Below are 14,648 nucleotides of genomic sequence, written 5' to 3'. Positions count from 1 at the left end.
GGCGGTGGGGGTTTTCGGCGAGATCAGATCGAGCGGACAGCGACCGCGGCGGCGTCGACGAGTTCGGGTCCGGGCAGCGCGGAGCCGGGCAGCGACGCGGCGGCGCTGCCGTATCCGACGGCCATTGCGATCCGGCCGGCCGCATCGGCCCCGGCGACGTCGGCGCGCAGGTAGCCGGCCAGCGACGAGTCGCCGGCGCCGACGGTGCTGCGCGGGGTGATCGGCGGCGGCGTCGCCAGCCACGCCCCGTCGGCGTCGACCAGCACCGCGCCCGCGGCGCCGAGGGTGGCCAGCACAGCGCGCACCCCGCGGTCGATCAGCCGGGCCGCCGCGGCCACCACCGGGGCCGGATCGCCCTGGGCGACGGCGTATTCCAACTGTTCGGCGGAGGCGCCGACCAGGCCGGCGAGTTCCTCGGAGTTGGGTTTGATCAGGTCCGGCGCGGCGACGCCGAACCCGGCGGCCAGCGCGTCCAGCGGGGCGTCGGAGGTGTCCACCGCGACTCGGCAGTCCAGTCCGGACAACAGCGCCACCACCTGCGCGTACCAATCCACCGGCATGCCCGGCGGCAGTGACCCGGACAGCACCACCCAGTCCGCGGCGGCCGCTCGAGCCGCCACCGCGTCGGTCAGCGCGGCCACGTCGGAGGCGTCGCGGTTGGCGCCCGGCTCGTTCAACTTGGTGGTGGTGCCGTCGTCCTCGGTGATCGTCAGGTTGGTGCGCACCGCACCGGGACCGGGCACGGCCGCGTGGTCCACCGCGGCGCCGGCCAGCAGCGCCAGGAACGGGTCGTCGGCGTCGGCGGGCAGCAGCGCCAGCGTCGGCACACCCGCCAGGCTCAACGCCCGGGCCACGTTCACGCCCTTGCCGCCGGGTTCGGCGGAGGTGGATCGCACCCGCTGCACCGCGCCGCGGACCAGCGGCGCCGCCAGCGTGATGGTGCGGTCGATACTCGGGTTCGGGGTGACGGTCAGGATCATGCGAGGACCACCTCAACTCCGGCCGCGGTCAGCGCCCGGGTCTGCGCGTCGCTGATCCCGGGATCGGTGATCAGCGTGTCGATCTCGGCGACGGGCGCGAACCCGACGAAGGACTCCTGGCCGAGTTTGGACGAGTCCGCCACGGCCACCACGTAATTGGCGGCGTGCACCATGGCGCGCTTGACGGCCGCCTCGTCGGCGTCCGGGGTGGACAGGCCGTGGTCGAGGGTGATGCCGTTGGCGCCCATGAAGGCGACGTCGACGCGCAGGTTGTCCAGCATGCGCAACGCGGCGTCGCCGACCGCGGCCTGGGTGAGCGCCCGGACCCGGCCGCCGAGCAGGTGGACGGTCAGTTCGGGGGAGCCGTTGAGCCGGGCCGCGATCGGAATGCTGTTGGTGACCACCGACAGCCGGCGGCCGGCGGGCAGGTGCGCGGCGACCTGCGCGGTGGTGGTGCCGGCGTCGAGCAGGACGGTGCCGCCCTCGGGCGGGAAGAAGTCGGCGGCCGCCGCGCCGATCGCGGACTTGGCCTCGGTGCGGGTGCTCTCGCGTTCGGCCACGCCCGGTTCCACCAACCGCAGCGCGCCGGCCGGGACGGCCCCGCCGTGCACCCGGCGCAGCACGCCGGCGCGGTCCAGGACCGCCAGATCGCGGCGCACCGTCTCGGTGGTGACGGCGTACACCTCGGCGAGTTCGGTCACCGAGGCTCGGCCGCGGGACAGCACCCGCGTGGCGATCGCCTGCTGACGTTCTTCCGGATACACGCTGCCTCTAATCGCGAGTGGCTTACTACCCGAACATGTGGGTAAGTGTTGTTTTACGCCTGAACCTGTTGATTAGTCAAGGATTTCTAGTAATCTGTCTCACATGACCACCTCTGCGCCGCCTGTGTCACTGTCCGGGGTTCCCGTCGTCGGAGGCGTGCGATACGCGCCCGTCATCCGGCCCGGCCGGGCGCCGGCGCTGGACCTGGCCGGCCTGCCCGAGGTCCCCGAAGACGCCCGCGCCGCCGAGGCGGTCCGGTTCGACGCGGCCGCCGCCGCGGTCGCCGACCGGCTGCGGGACCGGGCCGCGCACGCCACCGGAGTGGCCGCCGAGGTGCTGGCCGCCACCGCGCAGCTGGCGCAGGACAAGGCCTGGCTGGCGGCGGCGCGCAAACGCATCGCCGTCGGGGACCCGGCCGAGCGGGCCACCCACCAGGCCGTCGCCCAGTTCGCCGACCTGTTCACCAAGATGGGCGGCCTGATGGCCGAACGCGTCACCGACCTGCAGGACATCCGCGACCGGGTCACCGCCGAGCTGCGCGGTCTGCCCGAACCGGGCGTCCCGGTCCCCTCGACTCCGTCCATCCTGTGCGCCGAGGACCTGGCCCCCGCCGACACCGCCGGGCTGGACCCGGCGCTGGTCGTCGGCCTGGCCACCACGCTCGGCGGGCCGACCAGTCACACCGCGATCATCGCGCGCCAGCTGGGCATCCCGTGCGTGGTCGCCATCGCCGGGCTCGACGACATCGCCGCCGGTGCCCTGGTGCTGATCGACGGCACCCGCGGCACGCTGCTCGTCGACCCCGATCCGGCGCAGGCTGCGGCCGAAGTGGCCCGGGCCGACGAGGCCGCGGCGGCCACCGCCGGCTGGAGCGGGCCGGGCGTCACCGCCGACGGGCGCCGGGTCGAGGTGCTGGCCAATGTGCAGGACGGCGCCGCCGCCCGGCTGGCCGCCGAAACCCCGGCCGAGGGGGTCGGCCTGTTCCGCACCGAGCTGTGCTTCCTGAACCGGGAGACCGAGCCGTCGGTGCAGGAGCAGGCGCAGATCTACGGCGAGGTGCTGGCCGCGTTCCCCGGCCGCAAGGTGGTCATCCGGACGCTGGACGCCGGCTCGGACAAGCCGCTGAAGTTCGCCGGCCACCCCGACGAGGCGAATCCGGCGCTAGGCGTGCGGGGCATCCGCATCGCGTTCGGCAACCCGGGTCTGCTGGAGCGCCAGCTGGCCGGCATCGCCCAGGCCGCCCGCGACACCGGCTCCGCGCCCTGGGTGATGGCCCCGATGATCGCCACCCCCGCCGAGGCGCGGGATTTCGCCGAGCAGGCTCGCGCGCACGGTCTCAAGCCCGGGGTGATGATCGAGATCCCGGCCGCGGCGCTGCTGGCCGGCCGGGTGCTCGAACATGTGGACTTCCTGTCCATCGGCACCAACGACCTGGCCCAGTACACGATGGCCGCGGACCGGATGTCGGCCGAACTGGCCGCGCTCACCGACCCGTGGCAGCCCGGCGTGCTGACCCTGGTTGCCGCCACCGCGGCGGCCGGCGCCGCGGCGGGCAAGCCGGTCGGAGTGTGCGGTGAGGCCGCCGCCGATCCGCTGCTGGCCTGCGTGCTGACCGGGATGGGCGTCACCTCGCTGTCCTGCGCCTCGGCCGCCGTCCGCGCGGTCGGCGCCCGGCTGTCGACGGTGACCCTGGCGCAGTGCCGGGAAGCCGCCGACGCGGTGCTCGGGGTGGCCAGCGCGACCGAGGCGCGCGAGGCCGCCTCGGCCGTGCTGTTGGGGTAGCTCAGCGGTTCGCGGGGTTGGCTGACGCCGGGCGCAACCCGTCCGGCGGGATCTGGCCGAACCGCCCGGCGTTGTAGTCCTCCAGCGCCCGGGCGATCTCTTCCTTGGTGTTCATCACGAACGGTCCGTAATGCCACACCGGTTCGCGGATCGGTTGGCCGCCCAGCAGCAACACCTCCAGCGCGGGCCGGTTGCCGTCCTGCCCGGACTCGGCGGCGACGGTGATCCGGTCTCCGGCGCCGAGCACCGCGAGCTGTCCCTGCCGGATGGGGTGCGCGGCCGGGCCGACCGTTCCGCGCCCGGACAGCACGTAAACCAGCGCGTTGAACCCGGGCTCCCACGGTAGGCTCAGTTGCGCGCCGGGCTCGACGGTGGCGTGCGCCAGCGTGATCGGGGTGTGCGTCACCCCGGGCCGGCGTGGCCGTCGACCTCCCCGGCGATGATCCGCAGCAGCGCGCCGCCGTCGGCCGAGGACACCAGTCCCACCTGGGCGCCCTCGATGGCCTGGTAGCGGGGTGCGGCGAACTTGTCGGCGCGCGGCAGGTTCACCCACAGCTGGATGCCGTGGAACAGCCCGCCGCTGTCGACGAGTTCGACCGGCGGGGTCTCGATGTGCAGGATCCCCGCGCCCGCCGTCATCCACTGGGTGGCGCCGTCGCCGATCAGTCCGCCGCCACCGTGTGAGTCCTGGTGGGCGAACCGCCCGTCGATCATGTAGGTGACGGTTTCGAACCCGCGGTGCGGATGCCAGTCGGTGCCCCGCGGCTCTCCGGGGGCGTAGTCGACCTCGCCCATCTGGTCCATGTGGATGAACGGATCGAGGTCGACGGCGCGGACTCCGGCGAACGCGCGCACGACCGGGAAGCCCTCGCCTTCCATACCGCGTGGTCCGGTGCTGATCGAGCGGACCGGCCGCTCGGTGTCCGCGGCCGACGCCGCGGTGAGGCGGGGCAGGGTCAGGGTGTTTGCGGTGATAGCGGGCATGCCATAAGAACCCGGACCGCGGTCCGCTTATTCCGGGCTCAGATCTCGCCCAGTTCGCCGAGGTTCGCCGCGACGGTCACCAGCGGGAGCGCGTCGGAGATCGGCCGCCGGGTGTCGGCGGATTCGGCGCGCAGCGCGATCACGAACCGCTCGGCGAGGTCGATGCCGGTGTTGTAGCCGAGCATCCGGTCGCAGATGCAATTGGCATAGGCGTCGAGCACCGCCCGGGTGTTCGGGTAGGCGCCCGGGGTCGGTGGCTCGGGGATGTCGGCGATCAGATCGGCCGCCGAGCGCAGTTTGACCGCGCGGTTGGTCTCCCGGATCAGCGACGTGCGGGCCTCCGGGTCGCTGTTCTCCGACAGGTACTGGCGGATCCCGTCGTCCAGGGTCCGGCCGGCTGCCAGCGACTGGTAGCCGAGCGCGGCGACGGTGTCGGCCGGGGTGTTGTCGGTGATGCGGCCGACCGCGGCGCGCAGATAGTGCGCGCCGATATCCAGGCAGGCGACGATCGCCCGACCGACCGCGTTGCCCGAACCCCGCGGCCACAGCAGCAGCGAGACCGCGGCGCCGACCAGTCCGCCGACCAGAATGTCCTCGATGCGCAGCAGCCCGACCTGCCAGCCGGTCGGTTGGATCAGGTTGAACACGATCAACACCATCATGGTGAACGCCGCCTGCCCGGCGGTGTAGGACCACAGCTTGGGCACGATGGCGGCCAGGAACGCCACCACCGGCAACGCCAGCCACATGGTCAGCGGGTTCACCCCGAGGAACTCGATGGCCACCGCGCCGATCGCGAACCCCAGCGTCGTGCCGATCACGGCGTGCAGCACCTTCGTCCCGGTCGACAGCGCGGTGCCGCGCAGCACCGACATCGCGGCGAGCACCACCCAGAAGCCGTGCTCCACCGGGAACAGGTGGGTGACCGCGACGGCCAGGGCCAGACCGAGCCCGGTGCGCAGGCTGTTGCGGACCACCACCGATCGGCCGCTGAGATACCCCGACGGCAGGCCGGTGACCGCCTCGGTCTCCGACAGCACCCGCCCGGCTGCTCCGGCCGGGGCCAGGCCGCGGCCGAGCACCCGCGCCAGCACCGGACGGCTGTCGGCGGCGTCGGCCCAGGAGATCAGCCGGCCGGTGACGCCGATCTGCGCGCCGACGCTGCGGCGTTGCAGCAGCCGGCGGCCGACCACGACGGCGGTGTGGTCGTCCGGGGCCCGCAGGATCGCCGCGATGTCGTCGCGGTAGCGGCCGCGGGAGACCTCCCGCATCCCGTCGGTCGCGTCGGCCAGCTCCAGTCGCGGTCCCACCCGGGACGGATCGCGCGCCGACTGCGGACCGGAGAGCAATTGCTGGGAGGCCCGCAGCACCCGCACCGCCGGGGCGGCCATCGATCCGAGCGTGGCCGCGGTGGCGTCGTCGACGCGGTCGGCGAGCCAGCCCAGGTCGTCGACGACCCGGACCAGCGCACGGCTGCCCGCGGTCAGCCCTACGGGCCGGTACTCGCCGGCCAGGTAGCGCGCATACAGCGCGTTCATCGCGGTGTTCACCGCCTTGGCGCTGCCGTGGCCCTCCAGGCGGTCGGCCAGTGCGGCGCACACCCGGGCGCAGTCCTGACGCAGCTGATTGTGTTGCCGCGGGGGGAACAGGAACAGCGCCGCCGGCACGCAGACCGCGACGGCGATCGCCCAGCCGAGCAACCGGTCGTCCAGCGGCCCGGGTGGGGTGCACGCCGGCAGCACGAACGGCATCAGGGCGGCGCGGCGCGCCGCCGCGATCGAGGAGCTCAGCACCCCGGCGAAAGTGACCGCGGAGGCGACGACGAACATCGTCGCGACCGCCAGCCAGGGAATCGGCGAGACCAGCGTGCCCAACACGATCATCACGGCGCCGGCGGCGCCCAGCCCGAGGTAGGAGACGGCGCGCCGGGCGCGGTTGCCGGGGAAGTCGACCATGATCAGCTGGGCGATGGTCCCGAAGATGGCGAACATCGGCGTCTGGCCCTCGCCGAACGTGAAACCCAGGGCGGCGGCCAGCGGAATCACCAGCGCGACACGGGCGGCGCGGCGCTGCGCGTCGTACTCGGGGTCGCGCTCGCTGAGCTCGGCCCGGAGCCGGCGGATCGGGCGCGGCGCTCGCATGGGTGACACCGTAGCGCCGTCGGCTGAGGGCAGTGTCAGTCTCGGTGCGGACGGGCCTTCGGCATCGGAATCAGCGCCACGGTTTTGGCCCAGTTGCCGTTGTACATGCTGTCGGTGAGCGCCTTGAACATCCAGGCCAGCCCGTCGCGGTCATGCGGCAGCGTGGACTGCTCGTAGCCGGTCAGCAGGTAGACCGACCACTCCGCGAAGACCGTCGCCTCCCGGTCGTCGCCCAGGATCTCCTCGGCGGCGTCGCGGATGACCTCGAAACGCTCGGCGTCGACCTCGACCTGCGCCGTCTGGACGTTCGGGTCCACCGACGCCCAGGTGCGGATGGCGGCGTCGGCCTCATGCGGCAGGCTCAGCCCGACCTGGATGAGCTTGTCGATCCGGGCACGCGGATCGGTGATGGCCCGCAGGCCCTCGACCCGCCGGTGGGTGGCCTGACGCCAATGCTCGATCAGTTCCCGGGTGTAATGCCCCCAGCTTGGGAAGTAGTGATAGAACGAGCCCGTGGTGACGCCGAGTCGGCTGCACACCACCGCGAGCTTGAGCCCCCCGAAGCCGCTGTCGGCCAGTACTTCGAGACCGGTCTCGAAGTACGCCTCCCGTGACGCGACACTTGCCATGACAACGCACCATATGTCGTCTCATGTCCGGTTGTGGCATGCAGGGCCAGATTGGCCCCGATGGGCCGCTGCGCTGGGCGAATGTCGACACGTGTCAAATGGGCCTACCGGTGATCATGAGGCACGTCCTACGATGGGGTGGATCACACCGCGCCGAAAATCACCCGCGCGGGCAGAAGGGACGTCATGACCGCGAACGCCACCGATCTCGTCGGCACCGAAGGCGGAATCCCCGCCCTCGTCGACCGCCTGCGCAGCACCTACGCCTCCGGGCGCACCCGGCCCATCGAGTGGCGGCGCACCCAATTGCGGGCGCTGTCGCGGATGCTGAGCGAGAACGAGGAGCGGATCAACGCCGCGTTGGAGGCCGACCTGGGCCGCGGCCCGTTCGAGGCCTGGCTGGCCGACATCATCACCACCATCAACGAGGCCGACGACGCCGCCAAGCACGTCGGCAAATGGTCCAAGCGGCGCTACCGGATGCTGGAGAAGGCGCAACTGCCCGGTCGGGGCTGGATCGAGTACGAGCCGTACGGCGCGGTGCTGGTCATCGGCGCGTGGAACTTCCCGTTCGCGCTGACCCTCGGCCCGGCCGTCGGCGCGATCGCCGCCGGCAACGTGGTGGTGCTCAAACCCTCGGAGGTCGCCCCGGCGTCCTCGGCGCTGATGGCCGAACTGGTCGCGCGCTACCTCGACAGCGACGCCATTGTCGTCGTCGAAGGAGACGGTGAGACCACGCAGGAACTGATCGCTCAGGGCTTCGACAAGCTGTGCTTCACCGGCGGCACCGAAATCGGCCGCAAGGTGTACCAGGCCGCCGCCGCGCACCTGACGCCCTGCACGCTGGAACTGGGCGGCAAGAGCCCGGTGATCCTGGCGGCCGACGCCGACGTCGAGGTCGCCGCCAAGCGGATCGCCTGGATCAAACTGCTCAACTCCGGCCAGATCTGCATCGCGCCGGACTACGTGCTGGCCGACGCCTCGATCAAGGACCAGTTCGTCGACTGCCTCCGCGCGGCGCTCACCGAGTTCCAGGCGGGCGACACCGGCGGCAAACGGATCGTCAACGAGCGGCACTTCGCGCGGCTGTCCGGCGCGCTGTCGGCCACCCGCGGCACGGTCGCCGTCGGCGGTGGCGGCAACGCCGAGAAGCTGGAGATCGAACCGACCGTCGTCGTTGACCCGTCGACCGACGAACCGCTGATGACCGACGAGATCTTCGGCCCGATCCTGCCGGTGCTGTCGGTCGGCTCGCTGGACGAGGCGATCGACTTCGTCAACGGCCGCGACAAGCCGCTGGCGGCGTACCTGTTCACCAAGGACAAGGCCACCCGGGAGCGGGTGATCTCCGAGGTGACCGCGGGCGGCATGGTGGTCAACCATCTGATCTTCCACTTCGCCACCGCGAAGTTGCCGTTCGGCGGCGTCGGCCCGTCCGGGATGGGCGGCTATCACGGCCGGTTCGGGTTCGAGGAGTTCAGCCACCGCAAGTCGGTGATGACCAAGACCACCCGCCCGGACCTGACCAAGCCGATCTACCCGCCCTACACCGACTTCGCGTGGAAGCTCGCGCGCAAACTGTTCTGAGAAACGCGGCTCGACCGCACATCCGTCGGCCGAACAGGGGTCGACGGGTGAAACATCCCGTCTAGGAAGGACATTCATGCCCGGAGTGCAGGATCGCGTAGTCATCGTCACCGGCGCGGGAGGTGGTCTGGGCCGCGAGTACGCGCTGACCCTGGCCCGCGAAGGCGCGGCCGTGGTGGTCAACGACCTCGGTGGCGCCCGTGATGGCAGCGGCGCCGGACACAATATGGCCGACGAGGTGGTCGCCGAGATCCGCGCCGCCGGCGGACGCGCGGTGGCCAACTACGACAGCGTCGCCGAAGCCGCCGGCGCCGCCAACATGGTCAAGACCGCGATCGACGAGTTCGGCGCCGTGCACGGTGTGGTCAGCAATGCCGGCATCCTGCGTGACGGCACCTTCCACAAGATGACCGACGAGAACTTCGACGCCGTGCTCAAGGTGCACCTGTACGGCGGCTACAACGTGATCCGGGCGGCCTGGCCGCACTTCCGCGAGCAGAGCTTCGGCCGCGTCGTGGTGGCCACCTCCACCAGCGGGCTGTTCGGCAACTTCGGCCAGGCGAACTACGGCGCGGCCAAGGCCGGCCTGGTCGGGCTGATCAACACCCTGGCGCTGGAAGGCGCCAAGTACAACATCAAGGCCAACGCCGTCGCGCCGCTGGCCGCCACCCGGATGACCGAGGACATTCTGCCGCCGGAGGTGTTCAAGAAGCTGACGCCGGAGTTCGTCGCGCCGGTGGTCGGCTACCTGTGCACCGAGGAGGTGCCCGATTCCGCGTCGGTGTTCATCGTCGGCGGCGGGAAGGTGCAGCGCACCGCGCTGTTCCAGAACGAGGGCGTCACCTTCGACAACCCGCCGACTGTCGCCGACGTCGCGGCGCGCTGGACGGAGATCGACGACCTCTCCGAGGCCAAGCAGGCGTCCTTCAGCCTCTGACATCTGCGGAATCATGCCCCGGCCGGTGGGTCGGGGCATGATCTGTATGTGAGCACTGGTGGGCTGTTACTGGTCGGGCTGGCCATCGCGGTCGGGTTGGTCGGGGTGGTGGTTCCGCTGCTGCCGGGTGGGTTTCTGGTGTTGGCCGCCATCACGGTCTGGGCGTGCTTCGAGCAGAACACCACCGGCTGGGTCACCCTGGGGGTGTGCGCGGCGCTGATCGTCACGGCCTCGGTGGTCAAGTACCTCTGGCCGGCCAAGCGGATGCGGGCCGCCGACGTGGGCACGCCGATCCTGATCTTCGGCGCGTTGTGCGGGATCGTCGGGTTCTTCGCGGTGCCGGTGATCGGCCTGGTGATCGGTTTCGTGGGCGGGGTGTTCGTCGGCGAGCTGGTCAAGCGTCGGGATCTGGCCCGCGCGTGGGCGGCGACGGTGTTCGCCGTCAAGGGGGTGCTGCTGTCGATGGGGGTGGAGTTCGCCGGAGCGCTGCTGGCGGCCGGAGTGTGGGCCGGGGCGGTGCTTCTCGGCTGAGCGGTCGTTGGGCGGCCGGTTGGCGGGTGCCCGGGTTTGCCAGTGACGGGTGGGCGATTTCGGGCCGCCATCACGTCACCGGCGGTCTCCCCAGTGACTGGCGGGCGGTTGCGGGGTTCGCCAGTGACGGGTGGGCGGTTTCAGGCGCGGGAACCGCCAGCGGGTCACTGACGTCGCATGAAGTCGCCAGCAGGTCACTGACGTCGCTGGATAGGGCCTCCGGGGCCCGCAGGGGCACCTCATTCGGCACCCTTTTCTCACCCCCGCACCAATTCCGGAAGAATTTGCGGATTTTGCTTCCGGAACCGCCGGTACCGGGTTTATATTACCCCTCAGTAAGTTCCCGTTCGGGCTGCTCAGCCCGCCGAGCCTGATCGGGGCGGGGTTTGCGGTGGGGTGGAAACGGGTTGGGTCATGGGGTCCGTCATTCGGGTTTTCGGTTTCCTCGGGGTGGTCATCGGCACGATGCTGGCGGCGGCGTGGTCGGCGGTGGTCGCCGCGGTGCTGCCGTTGGCCGCCGTCACCGCGCTGGTGATGGGCGGCACCGGTTCGCCGCTGATGAACATCGGTCCGATCGGGACCCCGGACGACGCCACCGACTTCTACCTGGGTTGGACGTACAACAAGTACATCAAGCCATCGTTGGCGGCGGGGGACACTTACCAGGGTTCGGTGGCGGTGTACACCCCGGAGGAGTTCTGGCCGCTGCCCGACCAGAAGCTCACCTTCGACCAGTCGGTCAAGATCGGGCTGACGAACCTGACCGGGTGCGTGCTGGGTGGCGCGACCTGCGTGCACAACACCACAGCCGGCGCAGCGATCCGCGACCTGGACGACGTCACCGCGGATCGTCTGGTCTTCGGCTACTCGCAGAGCGCCCGGATCGCGACCAACCTCAAGCAGTCGCTGGTCAGCCTGTACAACAGGGTCGGCTGGGACGATCCGGCAAACCCGGTGCCGGATCTGCAGTTCGTGCTGATCGGCAACCCGAACCGGCCCAACGGCGGCATCCTGGAACGCTTCCTCGGACTGCACATTCCGATCCTCGACATCACCACCGATGGGGCCACCCCGACCGACAGTGGCTGCGGAACACCGACCGGTTGCCGGTTCGACACCACCGACTACTCATATCAGTACGACGGGTACTCCGATTTCCCGTTGTACCCGCTCAATGTGCTGGCCGACCTGAACGCGCTGGCCGGCATCTTCGCGGTGCACGGGTACTACCAGGACGCCGACATCGACGCGCTGATCGACCAGGGCAAGTATGGCGACACCCAGTACTACATGATCCCCACCACTCGGCTGCCGCTGTTGAGCATTGTCGAGGATGCCATCCCGGATCCGGTCGGCGGTTGGCTCAGCCCGGTGTTCACGCTGCTGGACTCGCCGCTGCGGGCGATCACCGAAATGGGCTACGACCGTGGCCTCTCGCCGGGCAGCCCGGAGCCGATGAAGCTGATCCGGTTCCAGCCGATCACCGACGTGCTGACGTTCGGCAACGCCCTGGCCGTCGGTATAGACGACGCTCTGGCGGAGGTCACCGGCGACGCAAATTTCCGGCCGCTGGGCACCAAGAAGCCGACGAGCCCGTACGGGGTGGACACCATCCGGGCATCGGATGTGTTCGGGTCCAATGCGGTGACCGATTTCATCGACAAAACCGAAGACGCGATCAACCGGTTCCGGCTGTTCGGCGGGGGCTCCGGCCAGCAGGGCGCCGTGCCGCAGAACGTCGTTCAACTCGATGACGATCAGAACGTCGCGCCGCAGAACGGCGAGCAAGGCGCCGTCGAGCAGGGCGAGGTCCTGAAGATGCAGAAGGCGTCGGTGGCCAAGCGCAGCCGGTCGCAGATCGGAGAGGCGCCGGCCGCGGACCCCGCGCCAACAACCGCCCAGCCGCCGGCCGAGCGGCCGAAGTCGCTGCGGGATTGGCGCAAGCGCGGGTCGCGGCCCGGGGCTGAAGAAGCGGACAGCGGCGCGCTGGCGGTGGCCGCTGGGCCGCGCGGCAAGCGGGAGAAGAAGGCGGCGGTGACCGAGTCCGAATCGGCTGCGTCGCAGCCGAGCGACCGGGTCGAGGGCCCCGATCCGAGCGACCGCAAGCGCCGGCCCGCAGGACTGACCAAGACTTCCGGCGCCGATAGCGGCAACCCGACTCGGTTCAGTCGGGACAGCGCGCAGCGGCGAGGACCCAACCGGGGCGAGCAGGGTGCGGGCGCGCAGAAGACCGCCGACACCGGCAGCGCTCCGGCCGCCTGAGCGGCGCCGGTCATCTTCTGCGGGGCCGCGCTGCGTCGTCCCGGCGGGTGCTGAGATTCGCGGAGGGATTTCCTGGGAAAGCATTGCGGAACCGGCGGTACCGGTCATACGCTGCGAACTGCATGAGCTCTTCGGGACGGCGGCCCGCTGATCCCGGAGGGAATGGGGAGCGGCGGGCGCCCCGGGGGTTCTGATGGGGTCGATTCTTCGTATTTTCGGTGTGTTGGGCGTGATCGTCGGCGGGCGCTGGCCGCGGCCTGGTCGGTGATCACCGCGGCGGTGCTGCCGCTGGCGACCGTCACCGCGCTGATGGTCGGCGGCACCGGGGCGCCGTTGATGCCGCCCACCAACGACGAACTGTTCGTGCAGAACTTCCTCGGCCACTTCGGGAACACCTATGTCGACCCGGCCGCCGACCGGTGGGGCCTTTTCGACTCGCCGCAGACGAACACCGGCGATCGCCGGGTGGCGGTGTACACACCGGAACAGTTCTGGCCGCTGCCCGGCTCCACCATGACCTTCGACCGGTCGGTGATGATCGGTGTGCAGAACGTCGCCAAATGTGTGTCCGGCCCGGCCGGCTGCCCGGCGAACCCGGAGTTCTTCCACGAGTTCGACCAGGACGACGCGCTGGTGGTGTTCGGTTACTCGCAGAGCGGCCGGGTGCTCACCGACGTCAAACGCGCCATGATCGACTGGTACTCGCAGCAGGGTTGGGACACCGCGCCGGACGTGTCGTTCGTCATCATCGGCAATCCGAACCGGCCCAACGGCGGCATCCTCGAGCGCCTCAACGGGTTGTCAATTCCGTTCGTGGGCATCACCTTCGACGGCGCTACCCCGACCGACAGCTGCGTCGAAGGCGTCTGCCACTTCAGGACCGAGGACATCAGCACCCAGTACGACGGGTTCTCCGACTTCCCGCTGTACCCGCTGAACCTGATCGCCACCCTCAACGCCGTGGCCGGGATGGCGACCGTGCACGGCGGCTACCAGCCGGCGGTGACCGAAGCCATGAAACAGGGCGTGTACGGGGACACCACCTACTACATGATCCCCACCGAACGGCTGCCGATGCTGAGCATCGTGGAGAACGTCATCCCGGATCCGGTGCGGGGCTGGCTGGGCCCGCTGTTCACCCTGCTGGACTCGCCGCTGCGGGCGATCACCGAAATGGGCTATGACCGTGGCCTCTCGCCGGGCAGCCCGGAGTCGATGAAGCTGATCCGGTTCCAGCCGATCACCGACGTGCTGACCTTCGGCAACGCGCTGCTGGTCGGCATCGACAACGCGCTCGCCGAGATCGCCGGCGACCCGGGCTTCCGGCCGCTGGGCACCAAGAAGTCGACGAGTCCCTACGGGGTGGACACCGTCCGGATCTCGGATCTGTTCGGATCCAACGCGGTCACCGACTTCATCGACAAGGCCGAGGACACGGTCAACCGTTTCCGGCTGTTCGGCGGGAACTCCGGCCAGCCGAACGTAGTCCAGCAGAACGTCGACGTGGTGGAGGACGGCGCGGTCGAACCCGTTGTGGAGAGTCAGAACCTCAGGACGTTGGCGGTCGAGTCCGGCGCTCGGTTCGAGCGCAAACAGTCCATGGGTGAGAAGCCGCGATCGCAGTGGCCCGGCGTCGCAGCGCGGAGCGAGAACCCGGTCGGCGTCGGGGAGGTCCCCGAGGCCGGGCTCACGCCGCCGGCTGACGATTCAGGCCCCGTGGGTCTGAAGATCCGGAAGTTGTTCACCCGCAACAAAACTGTGGACACTGACTCTGAGGCGCCCGCGATGTCGCCGCGGCAACGCTGGCGGGAGCGCAAAGCCGCCGTAGCAGCCGAGGCGGACCAGGACGGCCCGGTGACGGCGAAACTGGATCCGCGTCGCGGCGGCGAAGGCCCGTCCCTGGCCGGCAAACGTGACCGAGTCGGTTCGCCGTTCACGGGCCGGCACGGCGCAAAGGATCCCGACGGCGGCGCGGGGCCGTCGGCGCCCGGAGACCAGCACGACGACGCGTCGCCGAGTGCGGATCGCACCGGCGCGGACGCCGTCTGAT

At 70.6% G+C, this 14,648-nt stretch carries 10 protein-coding genes and 2 pseudogenes; 7 read left to right on the top strand and 5 right to left on the bottom strand.

What is annotated here, in order from left to right; translation table 11 throughout:
- Positions 1-23: 23 nt before the first annotated feature.
- Together L2Z93_RS18415 and L2Z93_RS18410 are read right to left on the bottom strand one after the other, a co-directional pair.
- Positions 24-980, bottom strand: coding sequence for a 1-phosphofructokinase family hexose kinase (locus L2Z93_RS18415; RefSeq protein WP_090587887.1), 957 nt, complete (start codon positions 978-980; stop codon positions 24-26).
- A complete protein-coding gene (locus L2Z93_RS18410; protein ID WP_090587890.1) occupies positions 977-1,744 on the bottom strand; it encodes a DeoR/GlpR family DNA-binding transcription regulator in 768 nt (255 codons plus the stop codon). Before L2Z93_RS18410 ends, L2Z93_RS18415 begins: the two co-directional genes overlap by 4 nt.
- A gap of 103 nt (positions 1,745-1,847) precedes the next feature.
- On the opposite strand from L2Z93_RS18410, the gene L2Z93_RS18405 reads away from it, so the two are divergent.
- Positions 1,848-3,527: a phosphoenolpyruvate--protein phosphotransferase gene (locus L2Z93_RS18405; RefSeq protein WP_090587892.1), complete on the top strand. Its 1,680-nt coding sequence runs from the start codon at positions 1,848-1,850 to the stop codon at positions 3,525-3,527.
- Between the two features lies 1 nt (position 3,528).
- Here the strand turns inward: L2Z93_RS18405 and L2Z93_RS18400 are convergent.
- The 3 genes and pseudogenes from L2Z93_RS18400 to L2Z93_RS18390 all read right to left on the bottom strand — a co-directional run bounded on the left by L2Z93_RS18400 (position 3,529) and on the right by L2Z93_RS18390 (position 7,281).
- Positions 3,529-4,511 (bottom strand): annotated as a pseudogene (locus L2Z93_RS18400) (pirin family protein).
- Positions 4,512-4,549: 38 nt separating this feature from the next.
- Positions 4,550-6,652, bottom strand: a complete 2,103-nt coding sequence (locus tag L2Z93_RS18395; RefSeq protein ID WP_099541246.1) for an FUSC family protein — start codon at positions 6,650-6,652, stop codon at positions 4,550-4,552.
- Between the two features lie 35 nt (positions 6,653-6,687).
- Positions 6,688-7,281, bottom strand: coding sequence for a TetR/AcrR family transcriptional regulator (locus L2Z93_RS18390; protein ID WP_090588856.1), 594 nt, complete (start codon positions 7,279-7,281; stop codon positions 6,688-6,690).
- 186 nt (positions 7,282-7,467) lie between these two features.
- Here L2Z93_RS18390 and L2Z93_RS18385 point away from each other — a divergent pair, with 186 nt between their 5' ends.
- From L2Z93_RS18385 to L2Z93_RS18365, 6 genes and pseudogenes are all read left to right on the top strand, one after another.
- The gene (locus tag L2Z93_RS18385; RefSeq protein WP_090588855.1) at positions 7,468-8,868 is read left to right on the top strand and encodes an aldehyde dehydrogenase family protein; all 1,401 of its coding nucleotides are present in this window, start codon (positions 7,468-7,470) and stop codon (positions 8,866-8,868) included.
- Positions 8,869-8,944: 76 nt separating this feature from the next.
- Positions 8,945-9,805: an SDR family oxidoreductase gene (locus L2Z93_RS18380; protein ID WP_090588854.1), complete on the top strand. Its 861-nt coding sequence runs from the start codon at positions 8,945-8,947 to the stop codon at positions 9,803-9,805.
- A 48-nt stretch (positions 9,806-9,853) separates the two neighbouring features.
- A complete protein-coding gene (locus tag L2Z93_RS18375; protein WP_090588853.1) occupies positions 9,854-10,336 on the top strand; it encodes a DUF456 domain-containing protein in 483 nt (160 codons plus the stop codon).
- Between the two features lie 414 nt (positions 10,337-10,750).
- Positions 10,751-12,598: a PE-PPE domain-containing protein gene (locus L2Z93_RS18370; protein ID WP_090588852.1), complete on the top strand. Its 1,848-nt coding sequence runs from the start codon at positions 10,751-10,753 to the stop codon at positions 12,596-12,598.
- A gap of 57 nt (positions 12,599-12,655) precedes the next feature.
- Positions 12,656-12,724 (top strand): annotated as a pseudogene (locus L2Z93_RS19465) (twin-arginine translocation signal domain-containing protein); the annotation flags it as partial.
- Between the two features lie 138 nt (positions 12,725-12,862).
- The gene (locus L2Z93_RS18365) at positions 12,863-14,647 is read left to right on the top strand and encodes a PE-PPE domain-containing protein (RefSeq protein WP_260575471.1); all 1,785 of its coding nucleotides are present in this window, start codon (positions 12,863-12,865) and stop codon (positions 14,645-14,647) included.
- The last annotated feature ends 1 nt before the right edge of the window (position 14,648 follow it).

Origin of the sequence: Mycolicibacterium brumae (assembly GCF_025215495.1) — a bacterium.
Lineage (GTDB): Bacteria > Actinomycetota > Actinomycetes > Mycobacteriales > Mycobacteriaceae > Mycobacterium > Mycobacterium brumae.
Note: the sequence above shows the minus strand (reverse complement) of the source record. Positions and strands in the feature narration are given on the sequence as shown.

Excerpts from the sequence above, each read along its gene's own strand:
- L2Z93_RS18415 (WP_090587887.1), bottom strand. The coding sequence starts at position 980 with ATGATCCTGACCGTCACCCCGAACCCGAGTATCGACCGCACCATCACG.
- L2Z93_RS18380 (WP_090588854.1), top strand. The coding sequence starts at position 8,945 with ATGCCCGGAGTGCAGGATCGCGTAGTCATCGTCACCGGCGCGGGAGGT.
- L2Z93_RS18370 (WP_090588852.1), top strand. The coding sequence starts at position 10,751 with ATGGGGTCCGTCATTCGGGTTTTCGGTTTCCTCGGGGTGGTCATCGGC.
- L2Z93_RS18395 (WP_099541246.1), bottom strand. The coding sequence starts at position 6,652 with ATGCGAGCGCCGCGCCCGATCCGCCGGCTCCGGGCCGAGCTCAGCGAG.
- L2Z93_RS18390 (WP_090588856.1), bottom strand. The coding sequence starts at position 7,281 with ATGGCAAGTGTCGCGTCACGGGAGGCGTACTTCGAGACCGGTCTCGAA.
- L2Z93_RS18385 (WP_090588855.1), top strand. The coding sequence starts at position 7,468 with ATGACCGCGAACGCCACCGATCTCGTCGGCACCGAAGGCGGAATCCCC.
- L2Z93_RS18405 (WP_090587892.1), top strand. The coding sequence starts at position 1,848 with ATGACCACCTCTGCGCCGCCTGTGTCACTGTCCGGGGTTCCCGTCGTC.